This window comes from Alkalibacillus sp. S2W (genome assembly GCF_046764385.1).
Taxonomy (GTDB): domain Bacteria; phylum Bacillota; class Bacilli; order Bacillales; family Alkalibacillaceae; genus Alkalibacillus; species Alkalibacillus almallahensis.
In genome coordinates, this window is record NZ_CP177234.1 from 1,359,941 (window position 1) to 1,375,561 (window position 15,621).

A 15,621-nucleotide genomic window follows, 5' to 3' on the forward strand; every position below is an offset into this window, starting at 1 on the left:
AATAGACAAATTTATAAATTGTTTGACAATTCCTTGACATGAGTGCTAGACAGGCTTAAAATTAATATGTATAATTTTCATTTTATACTTTAATGCTTATGATGAATGATTGTACATTACCGACTGAAATGAAATGAAAGAGTGAAACAATTTTATAGCAAGAGGAGGTGAAAGTATGGATAGTATGGTAACGTTAATCATCTCCATTTTGCTAGCTTTGGTTGTCGGTACTGTTGTTGGTTATTTTATTCGTCGTTCAATAGCTGAAGCGAAGATTTCGAGCGCAGAAGAATTTGCTCGAAAACTTGAAGATGAAGGTCGTCGGAATGCTGAGGCAGCGAAGAAAGAAGCGCTGTTAGAAGCTCAAGATGAAACAAATCGCTTACGCCAAGAACAAGAACAAGAGCTACGCGAACGTCGTAATGAAGTGCAAAAACAAGAGAATCGGCTGATGCAAAAGGAGGAAACCCTCGATCGTAAGAGTGAAACGTTAGATAAACGTGAGCTTACGTTAGAAAACAAAGAGAATTCATTAAATGAAAAGCAACAACAACTTAATGAAGCTGAAAGCAAAGTGGAAGAAATGATGACTACACAACAGGCTGAGCTTGAACGTATTTCTGGATTAACAGAAGAACAAGCTAAGCAAGTGATTATAGACCGTGTGGAAAATGACATGTCTCATGAAACAGCTATGATCATTAAACGTGAGGAAACTAAGGCGAAGGAAGAGGCAGATAAGAAAGCGAAAAATATTCTATCTCTGGCTATTCAACGTCTTGCAGCAGAACACGTTTCTGAAACGACAGTCTCTGTTGTGAATTTACCGAACGATGAGATGAAAGGACGGATTATCGGTCGTGAGGGTCGTAATATCCGTACACTTGAAACATTAACAGGTATTGATTTAATTATTGATGATACACCCGAAGCCGTTATTTTATCTGGTTTTGACCCAATTCGACGCGAAATTGCTCGAATTGCATTAGAAAATCTAGTACAAGATGGTCGTATCCACCCAGCTCGAATCGAAGAGATGGTTGAGAAATCTCGTCGTGAAGTAGATGAATACATTCGTGAAGTGGGTGAAGAAGCAACCTTCGATATTGGTGCTCATGGTATTCATCCTGATCTGGTTAAGATTCTTGGACGTTTGAAATATCGTACAAGCTATGGTCAAAACGTCTTGAAACACTCATTAGAAGTAGCCTATCTATCAGGTCTCTTAGCAGCTGAGCTAGGTGAAGACGAGCAGCTTGCTAGACGTGCCGGTTTATTACACGATATTGGTAAAGCCGTAGACCACGAAGTCGAAGGAAGTCACGTTGAAATTGGTAAAGAACTAGCACAGAAATACAAGGAAAATGAAACAGTTATTAATTCTGTTGCCTCACACCATGGTGATGAGGAAGCAACAAGCGTAATTTCTGTTATTGTAGCTGCGGCTGACGCATTATCAGCTGCACGACCTGGAGCTAGAAGTGAGTCATTAGAAAATTATATTAAACGACTCGAAAAGCTAGAAGAAATTGCGGACTCATATGAAGGTGTTGAGAAATCATTTGCTATTCAAGCTGGACGTGAAGTGAGAATTATGGTTCGTCCAGACGCTATTGATGATGCAAAAGCTGTTACGTTAGCGCGTGACATTCGTCATAAGATCGAAGAAGGTTTAGATTATCCTGGTCACATTAAAGTAACAGTCGTTCGCGAGACGCGAGCAGTTGACTATGCGAAGTAAAAAGACGGCTTAACGGCCGTCTTTTTTATTTTGACTACGGAGACAAAGTATGTAACGATTTACTAGAGAAGATAAGGAAAGGATAAAATTATGAAAATTTTATTTATTGGAGATATTGTTGGAAAACCTGGTCGTGACGCACTACAACAACAAATCACACAACTTAAAAATCAACATCGTGCTGATTTCACAATCGTGAATGGAGAAAATGCCGCACATGGTAAAGGAATCACGAAAAAGATTTATCATCAAATTCTCGAGTGGGGTGCTGATATGGTCACTTTAGGTAATCACGCTTGGGATAAAAAAGAAATATTTGATTTCATAGATGACACTGATCAGTTAGTTAGGCCTGCAAATTTTCCTGAAGGAACACCTGGAAAAGGAATGCAATACGCTAAAATTGGGAAAACTAAAATAGCCATCATTAATGCACAAGGTCGTACGTTTATGAATCCGATTGATGATCCATTTACAGTCGTTGATGGGTTAATTGAACAGGCTAAACGGAATGCACATATTATCTTTGTGGATTTTCATGCTGAAGCAACTAGTGAAAAACAAGCCATGGGTTGGTATCTCGATGGTCGTGCAAGTGCCGTCGTTGGGACACATACACATATTCAAACGTCAGATAATCGCATTCTACCTAATCGAACAGCTTATATTACAGATGTCGGAATGACAGGCCCTTATAATAGTATTCTAGGTGTAGATAAAGATGCTGTTATTCGTAAATTTAAAACAGGACTTCCTGTTAAGTTTGATGTACCAGAAACAGATCAAACTGTTTTAAGTGGTGTTGTGATTGATGTTGATCAAAACACAGGTGAAGCTAAAAAGATTGAACGAATCCTAGTGAATGACGATCATTTAAATTTTGAATGAGTGGATTATTTGAATTTTTCCGACAATTCATTCATAATAAAAGGAATAGGTCGTAAAAATGCTGAATAGATTAATGATGAGATCATTATAGTAATTGAAGGAGGAACTAGGAATGGAAATACTCAAAGTATCATCAAAGTCAAATCCGAACTCAGTTGCAGGTGCTTTAGCAAATGTGTTACGTGAAAGAGGTTCTGCAGAAATTCAAGCTATAGGAGCTGGTGCTCTTAACCAAGCAGTGAAAGCTGTCGCCATCGCACGAGGATTTGTTGCTCCTAGTGGTGTAGACTTAATTTGTATTCCAGCATTTACAGACATTACGATCGAACAGGAAGAACGCACAGCAATTAAATTAATTGTTGAACCAAGATAATAAGGCACTCAACAAAAAGTACAAGGCTATCAAAGCTTTGTACTTTTATTTTTGTCCAAATATTGTTAGTGCATAGTGATAGCGATATCATGTATGCTTGCGCTTATAGACCATATATAAGGAGATGGATAATATGATTGATATGCACTGCGACGTTTTAATGAAACTCTGGGAGGAACCACATAAATCTTTTAGCGATGATGATTTACATATCTCATATAACAAATGGCTGAACAGCCCAGTTCAAGTACAATACTTTGCAATCTTTGTTCCACCTGAGACGAATCAAGATTATTTTCAAAGTGCACTTGAAATGATTGATCTTTTTCATGAAAAAATTATTAAACCTTATCCTGAAATTAAATGGGTCCAAACTAAAGAAGAAATCGAAGCCTTAAGCCCACATGAAAAAGGGGTTGTTTTAACGTTAGAAGGATGCCATGTTATTGGTGAAGATTTAATGAAGTTAAGAACATTATTACGGCTCGGTGTGCGGGCTATTGGTCTCACTTGGAATAACGTTAATGCCCTTTCAGGAACTTGTGTGGATCATGAAGAATTAGGATTAACTACTTTAGGTAAAGAGGCAGTTCAGATCATAAATGAATATAATGCCTTTGTGGATTGTTCTCATCTATCACCAGCAGGTATTGATGACGTTTTAGAGCTAGCTGATCGCCCTATGATTTCTCATTCGAATGCAAAGGCAATCTATCACCATGAAAGAAACATTTCGGATCAACAATTAAAGCAATTTTTCGAGAAAAAAGCCCCTGTCGGAATAACATTCGTACCATATTTTACGGCAAATGAAAGTGTAACTATTGAAAATTTACTGCATCATATAAATCATATGTATGAATTAGGTGGAGGAGATTCCATCAGTTTTGGTTCTGATTTCGATGGCATGTCGGAAACCATTCAAGGTTTAGAAGATATTGAAGCTGTGCGTAATCTTTATCATAAACTAGCTCACCATTATTCTAGTGACGATGTCTATCGCATGCGTTACGACAATGCTATTCGTTTTTTATAATAGAATTTATGAATGATTCATGACATCTTTAATCTTTTTAGGTTGTATTTACCGGCTAATTATTGTTAAAATCCGTTTGAGCACTTATACTGAATATAGGTATGGAACTGGTTTTCGGTATTAGAGGAAAGGAGTCTTGTCATGAACGAAAAACAACGACATGAACAGAATCAAATAAAACAAAGTCATGCGTCTAATCAGGCAAGCGAGGAGAAAAATTTAAACCGTCTGAAGGAAAAAACTTCAGATGATTTTATTAAATATTTTGAAGCGACGTACGAACCACCTAACTTACGCAAAGCTCAAAAACGCGGTAAACAAGATATTCAATATCATGATGATTTTGAAATTGAAGAGCAATTCCGCGATTTAGGAGTTGGCAAGAAATACTTAATCCGAACTTATGGGTGTGCATAGGTAATTAACACAAATAAATTATTTCCCAAGGATAAAATATATTTTATTTGTTATACATAAATGAACCAAAAGTAAATATTGCATTAAATGCCCCACTTATCTATAATCTAGGTAAGTTTTTTTATTTTGAGGGGGAGATGCTCAATGCAATCGAAAAAGGCTGTAATTTATTGTCGTGTTTCAACAGTTGGACAAGCCGAGGATGGTGTAAGTTTAGACAACCAATTGTTCAAGTGCAAAAGCTTTTTAGATTCACAAGCAAAGACTGAATATGAGGTTGTTAAAGTTTTTAGAGAAGAAGGCAAGTCGGGTAAAAATGAATGGCGAGACGAATTTCAAAATATGATGAGTTACATTCGTGATAATAAAGCAGAAGTGGATGCTGTTTGTTTTTATGCTATTAACCGCTTAGGCAGAAATGTTCAATTAGTATTAAATACTATAAATGAGTTAGATGATTATAATGTAAGTGTATTATCTGTAAGTGATAATTTAGATACAAGTAATCCAATGGGTAGATTTGTTTTAACTATACTTGCTTCATTAAGCCAGTTAGAAAGCGAACAAATAGGTCAAAGGGTATTTGATACTATGCATTACTCCTCACAACAAGGAACGTGGCAAGGAGCAAGATACTATCCGTATGGTTATATTCCACAAAATGAATCAGATGAAAGAGGAAATAAACCTCTTAAAATAGTTCCAGAACAAGCAGAACAAATAAAATTAATATTTAAATATTACACAGAAGGTTTGGATGGTAACACAGACGTTGGTACGTTTAAAATTGCCAAAAAATTAAATGAATTAGGTCATCAATATTTAAGAGAAGGTGCAAAAAATAAAGAATGGACTAACAAAAGAGTTTTGGATATCCTTAAAAATGCTCACTTTTATGCTGGTTGGTATTATTGGAACAGAACTGGCACAAAGGAAAAGAAGAAACATATTAAAGATGAATACGGTAATCGTGTTATACCTATAATGTCTAAACGGTCAAAATCATATCAACCAGTGAAAGAAACTTATCTAAAACCTAAAAGCGAATGGTCTGTAGGTAAAGGTATCCACGAGCCAATAATTTCTGAAACAACGTGGAAAGTAGCTGAAACCAAATTTGAAAAAAGGAAAAATAAAAATCCTAATCTAGATACTAGCCGTCAGCCTAAAAATTATTTAACAAATATTTTAGTATGTCCGCAATGTGGGGGTAAAATGATGGCTTCTACGCAAACAAGGAATACGAAAAAGAAAGGGGAAATTAAGGAAGTATATTATCGATGCCAGAGAGCTACAGCAGGGGAAGAATGCAACCACAATGTGATAAAAGAGGATTATGTATTACCAATCGTCAAAGATGCTGTATTCGCTTATTATGACGTTTATTTAAAGCAAAAAATAAAAAAGGTCATCATATCTCAATTATATAATGGTAGTGAAATGCAACGTGAAGCGGATAACAAGATTACTGGATTACAGCAAGAGATTGATAATTATTTAGCAAAAGTTGAGGAAGGTTTTACTGCTTATCAAGATGGTATGATTTTAAAAGACAACTACCTACGTTTGAAAAATAAATATGAAGATGAAATCAATCAGTTGAAACAAGAAATTGCACAAATTGAAAGTACAAGAGAAGATACACTGGTAAGCTCTCAACAATTGAAGACAATTCAAGAAATAATCAATAATTTTAAAAATATAGAAGAATACTTCGACAGCCTAGATAAGTTAAATCAAATCGAATTCTTGAAAAACATATGCTTAAAAGTAGAGGTTAATAAAGATTATTCTAAACGTGGTGCTAAATCTGTTAGTATAAAAAGAATATTTATTAATGATGAAATTACGGAAGAGCCAGAAGAGTTGAAAGAGATTGAAGAAAAAGAGCATCTGTATGAACGTTTTACACAACTAGAGAAAGAAATATTTAGTGATGCACAACTCCGTATGAACCGTGTCCATTTTATGATAAGAGATATACCTAAAATAAAGGAATTAGAACAAAAGTTTAATATTGTATTTTCCGACAAAGACTTTTCTTATCACACTTTAAATATAACTATGCACAAAAAAATGAGTAGCAATATTCCATATGAAGAAAAGAATCAATTTTTACAGACTTATATAGAACAACAAGATAATAAAGATTTAGGTCTAGAAGTTTATTATTTGACAGAAGAAAAAATTAATAAAGAAATGGAAGATTATCCACCAGAGGAAGAAATGTTAGAAGCGCTAAGGGTAGAAGAATTCTATAAGAGAAGAAATAATGATGATACCACGCCAAGTGAAGAGTTATGGAATGAAGTAGTAAATGATATGAAAAGAGAAAGGTAGAGGTCTAAACCTCTACCCTCTTAAATCTGATGGTACAATTCAGTTGTTTGTTCAAATCCTCAAAAGTAAATGTACCACTATCATCTACGAGATTTAAAATATGCGGATTATCCAACCGACTTGTTTTTTTTACTTTAATCAATCCAAACAAATAGTGTTTTTCAATTAAAAGACCTTTATGATTTAATATAGCAAAGCTCTTCCATTCACGGTATTCCAATTCCATAATCATAATTAGAGTAAATAACACAATATACAAGTAGTTAAAATTATCCGTTATCAAATAGCTAATACCTACAAAGGCAAACAATAAATAACATATAATCCTATGCGTATAAAATAATATATTACCCCTGTATGTCAATTTCAGCATCCTCTCCTACTAATTTAATTATATTTATCCCATAGTTCATTAGGTCTTGTTCTATCTTTTTATATTCATAATGGTCAATGTGTAAAATTTGGGGTATCAATACAACTAATCGTGTAAATTCTCCGTTATAAGCTAATTCTAGTAATTGGTTTAATCCCTCCCGTGCTTGTGTGCTTCCCTTTGCATAATCCTCAAAGTAAAACGTATTTTTAATTGGGATGTTATTTTCTTGGATAAAATCTAACATCTGGTTTATCTGTTCTTTTTTTGTCCTTTCCGAGAAATACCTAACATAAAAGCAGTAATTGTTCTTCATTAGACCAGCCCCTTTTATTTAATGGAACCCAGTCTAGCCTGTTTTGACAAATCTGTAAAATCGTATAATATATTTTGTTTAATGTAATATATTTTATTTATTTTATACATCAAATGCATTGTATGTATTGTATTCAATATGTCTAATGTATTTGTCATATATGATAGATAGCAGTTAATAATGAAGCAGTATTTATTGTATATGATAGAAAAGATACTTAAAGGATGTATAACGAAGTTAATACAGCGTTTAAGGTGCTTAAATTATGGCTTCTCAACTATAACCTTTTAAATAAACCAAACATATTACAAATAAAGTGAAGTAAAACCTAAAAAATATACCGAATTCCATTAAAAAAGAGCCTTAACAATTTGTTAGGCTCTTTACCGTTTATATACATATTCAAGTAGGAATTCAAGAGGGGTTATTTAACAGGACGTATTATGCAAAGTTTTAATAGCTCTTTTTCTTACTAATTCGTTATTTAAAATATTTAGGTGTCGTTCTTCTAAACGATTTTTATATTTATTATAAAACCGTTGCTGTTTTTTCGTATCAAAATAAGCAGTATTAACACGTTCTGGGGTGTAAAATGCTTCTGCTAATTCCAGTCTATTATATAAAAAGGTGATAGTTGCTCCAAAGATAATTGGAATAATAGTTAATGTTATTAAAAAAGTATCGGTCTCTATTAACTTTAATAAATCCATATTAAACACCCCTCAAAAAAATGTTATTAAAATTAACATAGATAAACAAAACACTATTTGTAATGCTTACCTATGTACTATATTATACTATGGTTTTAAAAACGAGTCAAAATTTTCCAGTGTATTAATAGCTGGTATATTGCGATTTTTGGAGATTTTGAGCTTTAATGCTAATATTTATTATCAAACATATTCAAGAAGAGAGGAAGAGGAAAAATGTTAAATCAAAATGAGAAGGCTAGAAGAAAGGTATTGGAATTTAGTAAAGAAATTGTAAAAGGTTTTAGTGCAACGATTGTGGGTAGTGTAGTTATATTCGGAGCATTTGTATTATTAAACAAGTTTAGCAGAAATGAAACACTATTTGATGTAGGACTATTATTTACATTCGGATTTATAATATGCGGTGCAAGTTTTAGCCTATATAACGCATTCCAGAAGTTAAAAGATGATGACAACTTTCCACCACACAATAAGCAAGTATTAGTTAAAAACAGAATAAGCAATACAAAAGTAAATCAGAAAAAGAAATTAGACTATCCTACCTATTAAGGTGGGATTTTCTTTCGCTTTCTGTTAAATATTAAAACCTTCTCCTCGGTAAAATAAAAGATTTGCGTGAAACAACTATCTTAAAATATTTATTATGTATATAAAGTCTTCTTTTATGTATTATCTAAGAACTTAAAAGTATCTTTTTATTATCAGGACCCCTGAACCATATTATTTAATACTTAAAATATTATATAGAATCTAAAACGATTAAATTACTAGACTCTATTTTTAATATATGCGTTTAGTTTTTAAACGTTTAGAAATTAAATGTTAAGATTTTGATATTTTTCTATTATCCGATATAATTTATTATCAACTATTTAAGGAGTGATAAAGTGAAATTATTAGATGAAATTAAGCAATTAAACAAAAGAATAAAAGAGTTTGTGTAATGCAAAATAAAAGTACAGAAGTTTGCAACTAAAAAGTACACAACACTGCAATCAAAAAAAAAGACTTGCCAGCCCAATCAAATACCACTACTGTTATTGGTGTCGAATCAATTAAACAGTGGAGGTTGAAAGGAATGCTGGCAATGTCTGAAATTAATTGTATCAAAGTTTTACGAAATCAAAAATCAAAATCCGTCAATTCAATCGCTGAAATGCTTGGTATTAATTGGCGTACAGCTAAAAAGTACGCCGATAAGGATTGGGTGCCTCAAGAAAACGTGCAACCCAAACAAGGCATGATGCATGAAGAAGGATGGGGTGAGATCGTATCGGATTGGCTTATAGAAGATTATAAACTACCTTACAAAAAGCGTCGTACGAATAAAGCTATTTTTGCACAATTACAAGCCATTGGCTTTGAAGGCTCATATCGTACCGTTTGCCATTTTATTAAAGACTGGCGTGAAGGAAAGATCAACGATGATTCCACGAAGGATAAGGGGTACGAAAGGTTACAACATCCTCCAGGTGAAGCGCAAGTTGATTTTGGCTTGTTAGAAGCTGTTAAAGATGGTCAATATGTCGATGTTCATGGTTTGTCCCTTAGTTTACCTTATAGCAACGCAACTTTTTGTGTTCCGTTACCAAGTGAAAACCAAGAATGTTTCTTAAAAGGGCTAGAAACTATTTTTAAACAAATGGGAGCCGTTCCTAGAGTGCTAAGAATTGATAATTTAAAAGCAGCTGTTATTAAACCTAGGGGACGCCATCAGGAAGTTGAATTCACCCATGAACTCCATCAATTTTCAGCATATTATGGTTGTGAGATTCAAGCTTGTAATCCCTATAGTGGCCATGAAAAAGGTCATGTCGAAAATAAAGTTGGTTATATTCGATATAATTTCACAACACCTGCACCTGTCATGACGTCATATGAACAACTCACAGACTGGTTGGAGGACCAACTGACACAAGATCGCCAACGCCAACATTATGTAAAACAACAAACAATTGAAGACCTTTATCAAGATGAACATCAACACATGCTTCATCTTCCTGATCAAGATTATCCGATATTTAAAGAAAAATGGGTGAAAGCTAATAAATATGGGGAAATTGTGGTCGACCAAGTCAAAGTACATGTACCTAAGAGCTATAATTTTGGACAAGTTCGATTAGTGCTTTATTGGGATCAATTTAAAGTCACATCTCCTAACGGAGAGATCCTTATGAAAGATGTTAGACCGTATATGCATAAAAGAAGACAAATTCCTTGGCAAGGTATTCTATCCTCTTGGCTGGATAAGCCAAGAGCCATAGAGTATTCACGTTACCAACCATACTTGCCGGTTCGAATATTTGAATATATCCGGATTGAGGATCATCGTTTAAGAAAAGAAAGGCTGCGTTGGTTGATTCATCAATTGGCCCAACATGATATGGAACAAATTAATGATCAATTTTATGACTTAATAGATAACGATCTACAACCTGAACACGACGACCATCCATATGATGTTGACTGGAGCCTTTATGATCAAAACATTCCAAGGGGTGAGTCAACATGACGCGGGATATTAAAGCCATGTGCAAGTCACTAAGATTAGCGTATGTAGCAGACGTTTATGAATCAATACCATTTGAAACAAAAGAGCAATTTTTAAAAGAGCTATTTGAAAAGGAATTCGCTTTAAGGGAGGAAGCCAGAGCGGACCGCTTAATGAAGAAGGCGAAGTTCTTACATGTTAAAGAACTGGATGATTATCATTGGGGAAGCCATATCCATTTTCCTCAACAATTAGATAAAGATGAACTGATTTCCCTCAGTTTTATCAAACGCGTCGAAAATGTCATCTTAACAGGAGCACCAGGAACAGGTAAAACCCATCTAGCAACAGCGTTAGGCCGGGAGGCTTGTCGAAATGGTTTTGAGGTCCGATTCTTCCGTGTTTCAGATCTCGTTGATCAATTAGATAGAGCGTGGCAAGACGGAAAATTACGAAACTTTAGGAACAAGTTTAAAACGGTTGATTTAATCGTATTAGATGAAATGGGATACATTCCATTCGGAAAAGAAGGAGCAGAGCTGTTATTTCAACTCATCTCTGAGTGGTATGAACAAAAAAGCTTAATGATCACGTCCAATTTAGAATTTAGTCAATGGAACCGGATATTTTCAGATTCACGTTTAACAGCTGCCTTAGTGGATCGCGTGATCCACCATGCGCATGTACTAAACTTCACTGGAGATAGCTTTAGAGTGAAGCACGCACTATCTAATCAAGAATAGCGAAAAAGGGCTGGCAATCTTATGTATTTTTGATTGCAAAACTATGTATTTTTCTCTTGCAAAATACAAGAGTTGGAATTTGAAATAGTTAAAGCTGGTCAGAGTCAAATAAATACATTAGATTTTGCCGATATAAATTATGTGATGGCTGAAGCCGAACTGAAATATTTAATTAGCAAAAGGCAACAATTATTAGACCAAAAAACCGAGTTAAGAGATTTAATCAAGGAGGAAATATAATATGTCTCAAATATTTAACTTTTTTGCATACTATAAGCAATTTGATATGTTATGGGGAAAAATTTTAGATAAAAATGAAACTGTTGTTTATACCAAACTATTCTTTTGGATGGTAAATAACATTAAAAAAATGCCAATTGATTTGGTTGAAAAAGATTTTTATATTGATTTCAATTTTGATAAAGATTATAAAGATTTTAGTGGTTTAGGCAGGAACACAGTATTGAAAGCAAAAGATGGTTTAGCTGAAAAAGGTTTAATCATTTTTGATAGAGGTGGAAAAAGTAAAGGTGTTAGCAGAGTGTTCTTTCCACTTGTAATACCTACACCAGAAGAATTAGACATACAAAAATATTACATAAACTACTACAAAGGTAAAGATACAACAGCAGTTGAAGAAATAAATAATAATCACCAGTTCCAAAATGAGCTTAATAACAACATTTCTCAAGAAAGAGAAAGTTATGATGATATTGAGATAACAGATGATTTTAGTCATACAGAAAAGCGAATTCGTATTCAAAAGTTATTTATTGCTTTATTAGAAGAAAAAGGTATTCCAATGGACACTAAAAACGAATTGTACGCTGGAGAAACAGCTTCATCCTTTTTTGGTAAGATTGGTGTTTATTATACAAATTCCATAAAAGAAGTATTAAATGAATTAAGAGATGAAGAGATGATAATAGATAGTGATATTAAGCAATTTATTAGCAATTTACATTATGTTGTATTAGATAAAGCAAAAGAGAAAATTAATGAAGGTAAAGAAAAGAAAGCAACTATATCTGGTGATATTCTAAATATTATTGAAGATAAGAAGAAAGACGAGCAAGAACAAAAACAAAAACCAAAATGGCGTGTGATATGGGATAAAGCTAGTGAAAAAGGGTTAGAGCAAGAATTAAAAGCTTTAAATGGTATATTAACCCGTTCTGATAGGTACAAGTTAAGTGATAGCAATAAAGAAGAAATTCAAAACGCTATTAACAAAATCGAAAATAATAAAAAAGTACATATGGAGGTAGATACTAAATGGTAAAAGGAAAGGTTATTAAAATTACTAAGCATTACGATAATTTTTATACATTGCAGATTGAATTAGAGGATGGAACAACAAAAAAACTTGGGGGCGACACTCCCCAAGTTCAAAAGAATAACTTTTATGAATTTAAAACCTTTGTTAAAGGTAAATATACTAATATTATATCATATAAAGAATATACACCCAAAAAAGAGACTGAAATCATCAATTTCTTATGTAATATAGATGGTGTTGGTAAGAAGACAGGTCAAAAGATATATGACCATTTAGGAGAAGAAACTATCAATCTTTTACTAGATGATGTTAATCACATAAATGATGTTCAAGTAAGTAAAAAGATTATAAACAGTGTTAAAGAGTACATACAAGAGAAACAAAAGTATAAGGACATTATAAGCAAGTTAGAGCAATTAGGCATAAATGTAGATGATAGCCATAAGTTAATTGATTTAATGTCAGATAAACATACCATAGTCGAAGATGTGATTGATAATCCTTACATACTTATTAAATATTTAGATTGGACTTTTCATAAAGCGGACCGATTAGCAATGCAGATACAAATTGATAGTAAAGACCATAACCGTATAGCAAGTGGAATAAGGTATATTTTAATTAAGAACCAAGAACAAGGGCATTCTTGTATCAATTACTATGAATTAGAAAATGAATTAGCTAAGTTATTAGATTTAGATAAGCTTGTTATTCAGCGTGAAATTTATGATATAGAATTAATGGAAGGTCAAGAATTTTTAGGGTTTGAGAAGGATAACGATTTAGTATTTTTAATTGGAACACATTATGCAGAAACAATGAACGCCTACTATTTAAAGGAGTTAGTGCAAGCTGATACATATATTTATTCAGAAAGCGATATAGATAGATGTATTGATGAATACCAATTAGATAGTGGAATATTATTAGATAAACAACAAAGAGAAGCAGTTTATATGGTATTCACTAATACACTATCTTTACTAGATGGTAAGCCTGGTGCAGGTAAAACAACGACATTAAGTGCGATTATGTATGTTGCTAATAACCTACATAAGAAACCTTTAAATGTTAGATTATCGGCCCCTACTGGAAAAGCGGCTAGACGTATTACACAGCAAACAGGATTTAATGCGAAAACTATTCATCAAATGCTAGAAGTTGTTAATCACAGTGGTAAGAACTTATTTACATATAATCATCAAAATCAATTAGATGTTGATTTAATTTTAGTGGATGAAATGAGTATGGTCGATATGTTTTTATTCCACGATTTAATTAAAGCAATCAAGAAAGGTACTAAAATATTATTTGTAGGTGATAAAGACCAATTACAAAGTGTTGTAGCTGGTCGAGTGTTCGAGGATATGATTGAGAGTAAGGTATTGCCACAAATACAGTTAAATGAAAATTACAGACAATCAGAAGGTTCTTATATAACAAAAAATGCTAATTTGTTAAATCAGTTAAACCCAATGGGTATTCCAAATGTAAATGATAGAAGTGATTTTAAGTTGTATCAATTAAATGAGAGTACTTTGTTAAATGAAACAATTAATTTCGCTAAAATTTGTTATAAAAAATATGGTCAAGATGTATATCAATACTTTCAAGCGATTACGCCTTATAAAAACGGTGTTATGGGCGTATTTAATCTAAATAAAGAATTACAAAAGATATTTAATCCAGCTAGTGCTGATAAGCTAGAAATAAATAAAGCTGGTGCAACTTATCGTGTCGGTGATAAAGTAATGCAATTAAAAAATGATAAGGACTTTGATATTAATAACGGAGAAGATGGAGTTATCAAAGAAGTTTATCCATCTGAAAGAGTAGTTGTTGTCGATTTTAACGGAGAACTTATCAGATACGATTTTAAAGAAATGGAAAAGATACAACATAGTTTTTGTATTACTATCCATAAATCGCAAGGAAGTGAATATCCTATTGTTTATATTCCAATGACAACTGAAAAGCTTCTTACTTATACAAAACGTCTTGTTTATACAGCGATGACAAGAGCAAAGAATTTACTTATATTAGCTGGTAATACTAAAGTGTTAGACCATATTTATAGCACAAAAGAACAAGTAAGAATGACTAATTTTGTTCATTACATTCAAAAGGAATTCAATTATGAAGAAAATGAAACTGATAATGAAAGTAATGTGATTAATGGAATGGAAGACGTAGGAACATTAGGATTGAATGAAGCGGATATTAAATTCAGTTGGAACGATTAAATATAACATAAAACATATACGTATTTTTGGATAAAATAGCTTTCCTTTGTATAATTAAATATCTTATACATAGGAGGCTATTTTATTATGGCAAAAGAAAATAATGAAGAAGTAATTAATGCAGTTACGTTTAACTTTAACCAAAAATTTTATAAATCGTTGAAAAGTTTTGAAAACAAAGTTGGTTCTATTGAATCTGTAAAAAAGGAATTTTCACTTTACGGAAACACAATATTAAATGAAGATTTGGTTGTGGAGATAGAAGAAACTATGGATTTGATTAAAGATTATATTATTTTATTTGAAAAAGATTGGGAGTTAGAACATCTTGAGTCTAGACGTTTTATTCTTCAAGAAAAGTTAAAGGATTTATATGAGAATCAAAGAATAACAGAAGCTAAACAATTTATATTCAAGGAAAATGAACATAAGGAGAATGATAAGTAATGCTACCAGAATATTGGTCTGAAAGATTTTATTTATTAAGAAATGATGATGAAACAGGTGTGAGTGGAACAGGAATAGTTGCAACAGGAGTGGTTCTGCCAAGTGGGAAAGCGATTATGGAATGGTTATCAGAGCATACAAGCGTTGCTATTTACGAAAGTATTGAAGAACTTGAAGCTATACACGGTCATAACGGTCGTACAGTAGTTAAATTTTATTAA

General features: G+C 32.8%; 15 protein-coding genes. 13 read left to right on the plus strand and 2 right to left on the minus strand.

Annotation, left to right across the window (positions count from 1 at the left end; genetic code table 11):
• Positions 1 to 175: 175 nt before the first annotated feature.
• The 6 genes from rny to ACKXGF_RS07355 all read left to right on the plus strand — a co-directional run bounded on the left by rny (position 176) and on the right by ACKXGF_RS07355 (position 6,795).
• A complete protein-coding gene (gene rny / locus ACKXGF_RS07330; RefSeq protein ID WP_306975175.1) occupies positions 176 to 1,741 on the plus strand; it encodes a ribonuclease Y in 1,566 nt (521 codons plus the stop codon).
• 90 nt (positions 1,742 to 1,831) lie between these two features.
• Entirely contained in the window at positions 1,832 to 2,629 is a 798-nt protein-coding gene (locus ACKXGF_RS07335) for a TIGR00282 family metallophosphoesterase (protein ID WP_411955509.1), read from the plus strand.
• Positions 2,630 to 2,741: 112 nt separating this feature from the next.
• Complete coding sequence (locus tag ACKXGF_RS07340; protein WP_017186088.1) at positions 2,742 to 3,002, plus strand: stage V sporulation protein S; 261 nt, start codon at positions 2,742 to 2,744, stop codon at positions 3,000 to 3,002.
• Positions 3,003 to 3,135: 133 nt separating this feature from the next.
• The gene (locus ACKXGF_RS07345; protein WP_411955510.1) at positions 3,136 to 4,038 is read left to right on the plus strand and encodes a dipeptidase; all 903 of its coding nucleotides are present in this window, start codon (positions 3,136 to 3,138) and stop codon (positions 4,036 to 4,038) included.
• A 141-nt stretch (positions 4,039 to 4,179) separates the two neighbouring features.
• Positions 4,180 to 4,455, plus strand: a complete 276-nt coding sequence (locus ACKXGF_RS07350; RefSeq protein WP_411955511.1) for a hypothetical protein — start codon at positions 4,180 to 4,182, stop codon at positions 4,453 to 4,455.
• Positions 4,456 to 4,599: 144 nt separating this feature from the next.
• Positions 4,600 to 6,795 carry a recombinase family protein gene (locus ACKXGF_RS07355; RefSeq protein ID WP_411955512.1) on the plus strand — a complete coding sequence of 732 codons (2,196 nt, stop codon included), beginning with the start codon at positions 4,600 to 4,602 and terminating at the stop codon, positions 6,793 to 6,795.
• A gap of 347 nt (positions 6,796 to 7,142) precedes the next feature.
• Here ACKXGF_RS07355 and ACKXGF_RS07360 read toward each other — a convergent pair whose 3' ends face one another.
• Together ACKXGF_RS07360 and ACKXGF_RS07365 are read right to left on the minus strand one after the other, a co-directional pair.
• Positions 7,143 to 7,484, minus strand: a complete 342-nt coding sequence (locus ACKXGF_RS07360) for a recombinase family protein (RefSeq protein ID WP_411955513.1) — start codon at positions 7,482 to 7,484, stop codon at positions 7,143 to 7,145.
• Positions 7,485 to 7,912: 428 nt separating this feature from the next.
• The gene (locus tag ACKXGF_RS07365; RefSeq protein ID WP_411955514.1) at positions 7,913 to 8,194 is read right to left on the minus strand and encodes a hypothetical protein; all 282 of its coding nucleotides are present in this window, start codon (positions 8,192 to 8,194) and stop codon (positions 7,913 to 7,915) included.
• 216 nt (positions 8,195 to 8,410) lie between these two features.
• On the opposite strand from ACKXGF_RS07365, the gene ACKXGF_RS07370 reads away from it, so the two are divergent.
• The 7 genes from ACKXGF_RS07370 (at position 8,411) to ACKXGF_RS07400 (ending at position 15,621) form a co-directional block, all read left to right on the plus strand.
• The gene (locus ACKXGF_RS07370) at positions 8,411 to 8,746 is read left to right on the plus strand and encodes a hypothetical protein (protein ID WP_411955515.1); all 336 of its coding nucleotides are present in this window, start codon (positions 8,411 to 8,413) and stop codon (positions 8,744 to 8,746) included.
• Between the two features lie 460 nt (positions 8,747 to 9,206).
• Entirely contained in the window at positions 9,207 to 10,709 is a 1,503-nt protein-coding gene (istA, locus tag ACKXGF_RS07375) for an IS21 family transposase (RefSeq protein ID WP_411953786.1), read from the plus strand.
• Positions 10,706 to 11,431 carry an IS21-like element helper ATPase IstB gene (gene istB, locus ACKXGF_RS07380; RefSeq protein WP_411953787.1) on the plus strand — a complete coding sequence of 242 codons (726 nt, stop codon included), beginning with the start codon at positions 10,706 to 10,708 and terminating at the stop codon, positions 11,429 to 11,431. Before istA ends, istB begins: the two co-directional genes overlap by 4 nt.
• A gap of 241 nt (positions 11,432 to 11,672) precedes the next feature.
• Positions 11,673 to 12,713, plus strand: a complete 1,041-nt coding sequence (locus tag ACKXGF_RS07385; RefSeq protein WP_411955516.1) for a hypothetical protein — start codon at positions 11,673 to 11,675, stop codon at positions 12,711 to 12,713.
• Entirely contained in the window at positions 12,707 to 14,953 is a 2,247-nt protein-coding gene (locus tag ACKXGF_RS07390; protein WP_411955517.1) for an AAA family ATPase, read from the plus strand. Before ACKXGF_RS07385 ends, ACKXGF_RS07390 begins: the two co-directional genes overlap by 7 nt.
• Before the next feature lie 87 nt (positions 14,954 to 15,040).
• On the plus strand, positions 15,041 to 15,400 hold the full coding sequence (locus ACKXGF_RS07395; RefSeq protein WP_411955518.1) for a hypothetical protein: 360 nt from the start codon (positions 15,041 to 15,043) through the stop codon (positions 15,398 to 15,400).
• Positions 15,400 to 15,621, plus strand: a complete 222-nt coding sequence (locus tag ACKXGF_RS07400) for a hypothetical protein (RefSeq protein WP_411955519.1) — start codon at positions 15,400 to 15,402, stop codon at positions 15,619 to 15,621. The genes ACKXGF_RS07395 and ACKXGF_RS07400 overlap by 1 nt, the downstream gene beginning before the upstream one ends.

What these genes read in the sequence shown, in the direction of transcription:
- ACKXGF_RS07350 (WP_411955511.1), top strand. Translation starts at nt 4,180, where the DNA reads ATGAACGAAAAACAACGACATGAACAGAATCAAATAAAACAAAGTCAT.
- ACKXGF_RS07360 (WP_411955513.1), bottom strand. Translation starts at nt 7,484, where the DNA reads ATGAAGAACAATTACTGCTTTTATGTTAGGTATTTCTCGGAAAGGACA.
- ACKXGF_RS07390 (WP_411955517.1), top strand. Translation starts at nt 12,707, where the DNA reads ATGGTAAAAGGAAAGGTTATTAAAATTACTAAGCATTACGATAATTTT.
- ACKXGF_RS07355 (WP_411955512.1), top strand. Translation starts at nt 4,600, where the DNA reads ATGCAATCGAAAAAGGCTGTAATTTATTGTCGTGTTTCAACAGTTGGA.
- ACKXGF_RS07395 (WP_411955518.1), top strand. Translation starts at nt 15,041, where the DNA reads ATGGCAAAAGAAAATAATGAAGAAGTAATTAATGCAGTTACGTTTAAC.
- ACKXGF_RS07400 (WP_411955519.1), top strand. Translation starts at nt 15,400, where the DNA reads ATGCTACCAGAATATTGGTCTGAAAGATTTTATTTATTAAGAAATGAT.
- rny (WP_306975175.1), top strand. Translation starts at nt 176, where the DNA reads ATGGATAGTATGGTAACGTTAATCATCTCCATTTTGCTAGCTTTGGTT.
- istB (WP_411953787.1), top strand. Translation starts at nt 10,706, where the DNA reads ATGACGCGGGATATTAAAGCCATGTGCAAGTCACTAAGATTAGCGTAT.
- ACKXGF_RS07370 (WP_411955515.1), top strand. Translation starts at nt 8,411, where the DNA reads ATGTTAAATCAAAATGAGAAGGCTAGAAGAAAGGTATTGGAATTTAGT.
- ACKXGF_RS07365 (WP_411955514.1), bottom strand. Translation starts at nt 8,194, where the DNA reads ATGGATTTATTAAAGTTAATAGAGACCGATACTTTTTTAATAACATTA.
- ACKXGF_RS07335 (WP_411955509.1), top strand. Translation starts at nt 1,832, where the DNA reads ATGAAAATTTTATTTATTGGAGATATTGTTGGAAAACCTGGTCGTGAC.
- ACKXGF_RS07345 (WP_411955510.1), top strand. Translation starts at nt 3,136, where the DNA reads ATGATTGATATGCACTGCGACGTTTTAATGAAACTCTGGGAGGAACCA.
- ACKXGF_RS07340 (WP_017186088.1), top strand. Translation starts at nt 2,742, where the DNA reads ATGGAAATACTCAAAGTATCATCAAAGTCAAATCCGAACTCAGTTGCA.
- ACKXGF_RS07385 (WP_411955516.1), top strand. Translation starts at nt 11,673, where the DNA reads ATGTCTCAAATATTTAACTTTTTTGCATACTATAAGCAATTTGATATG.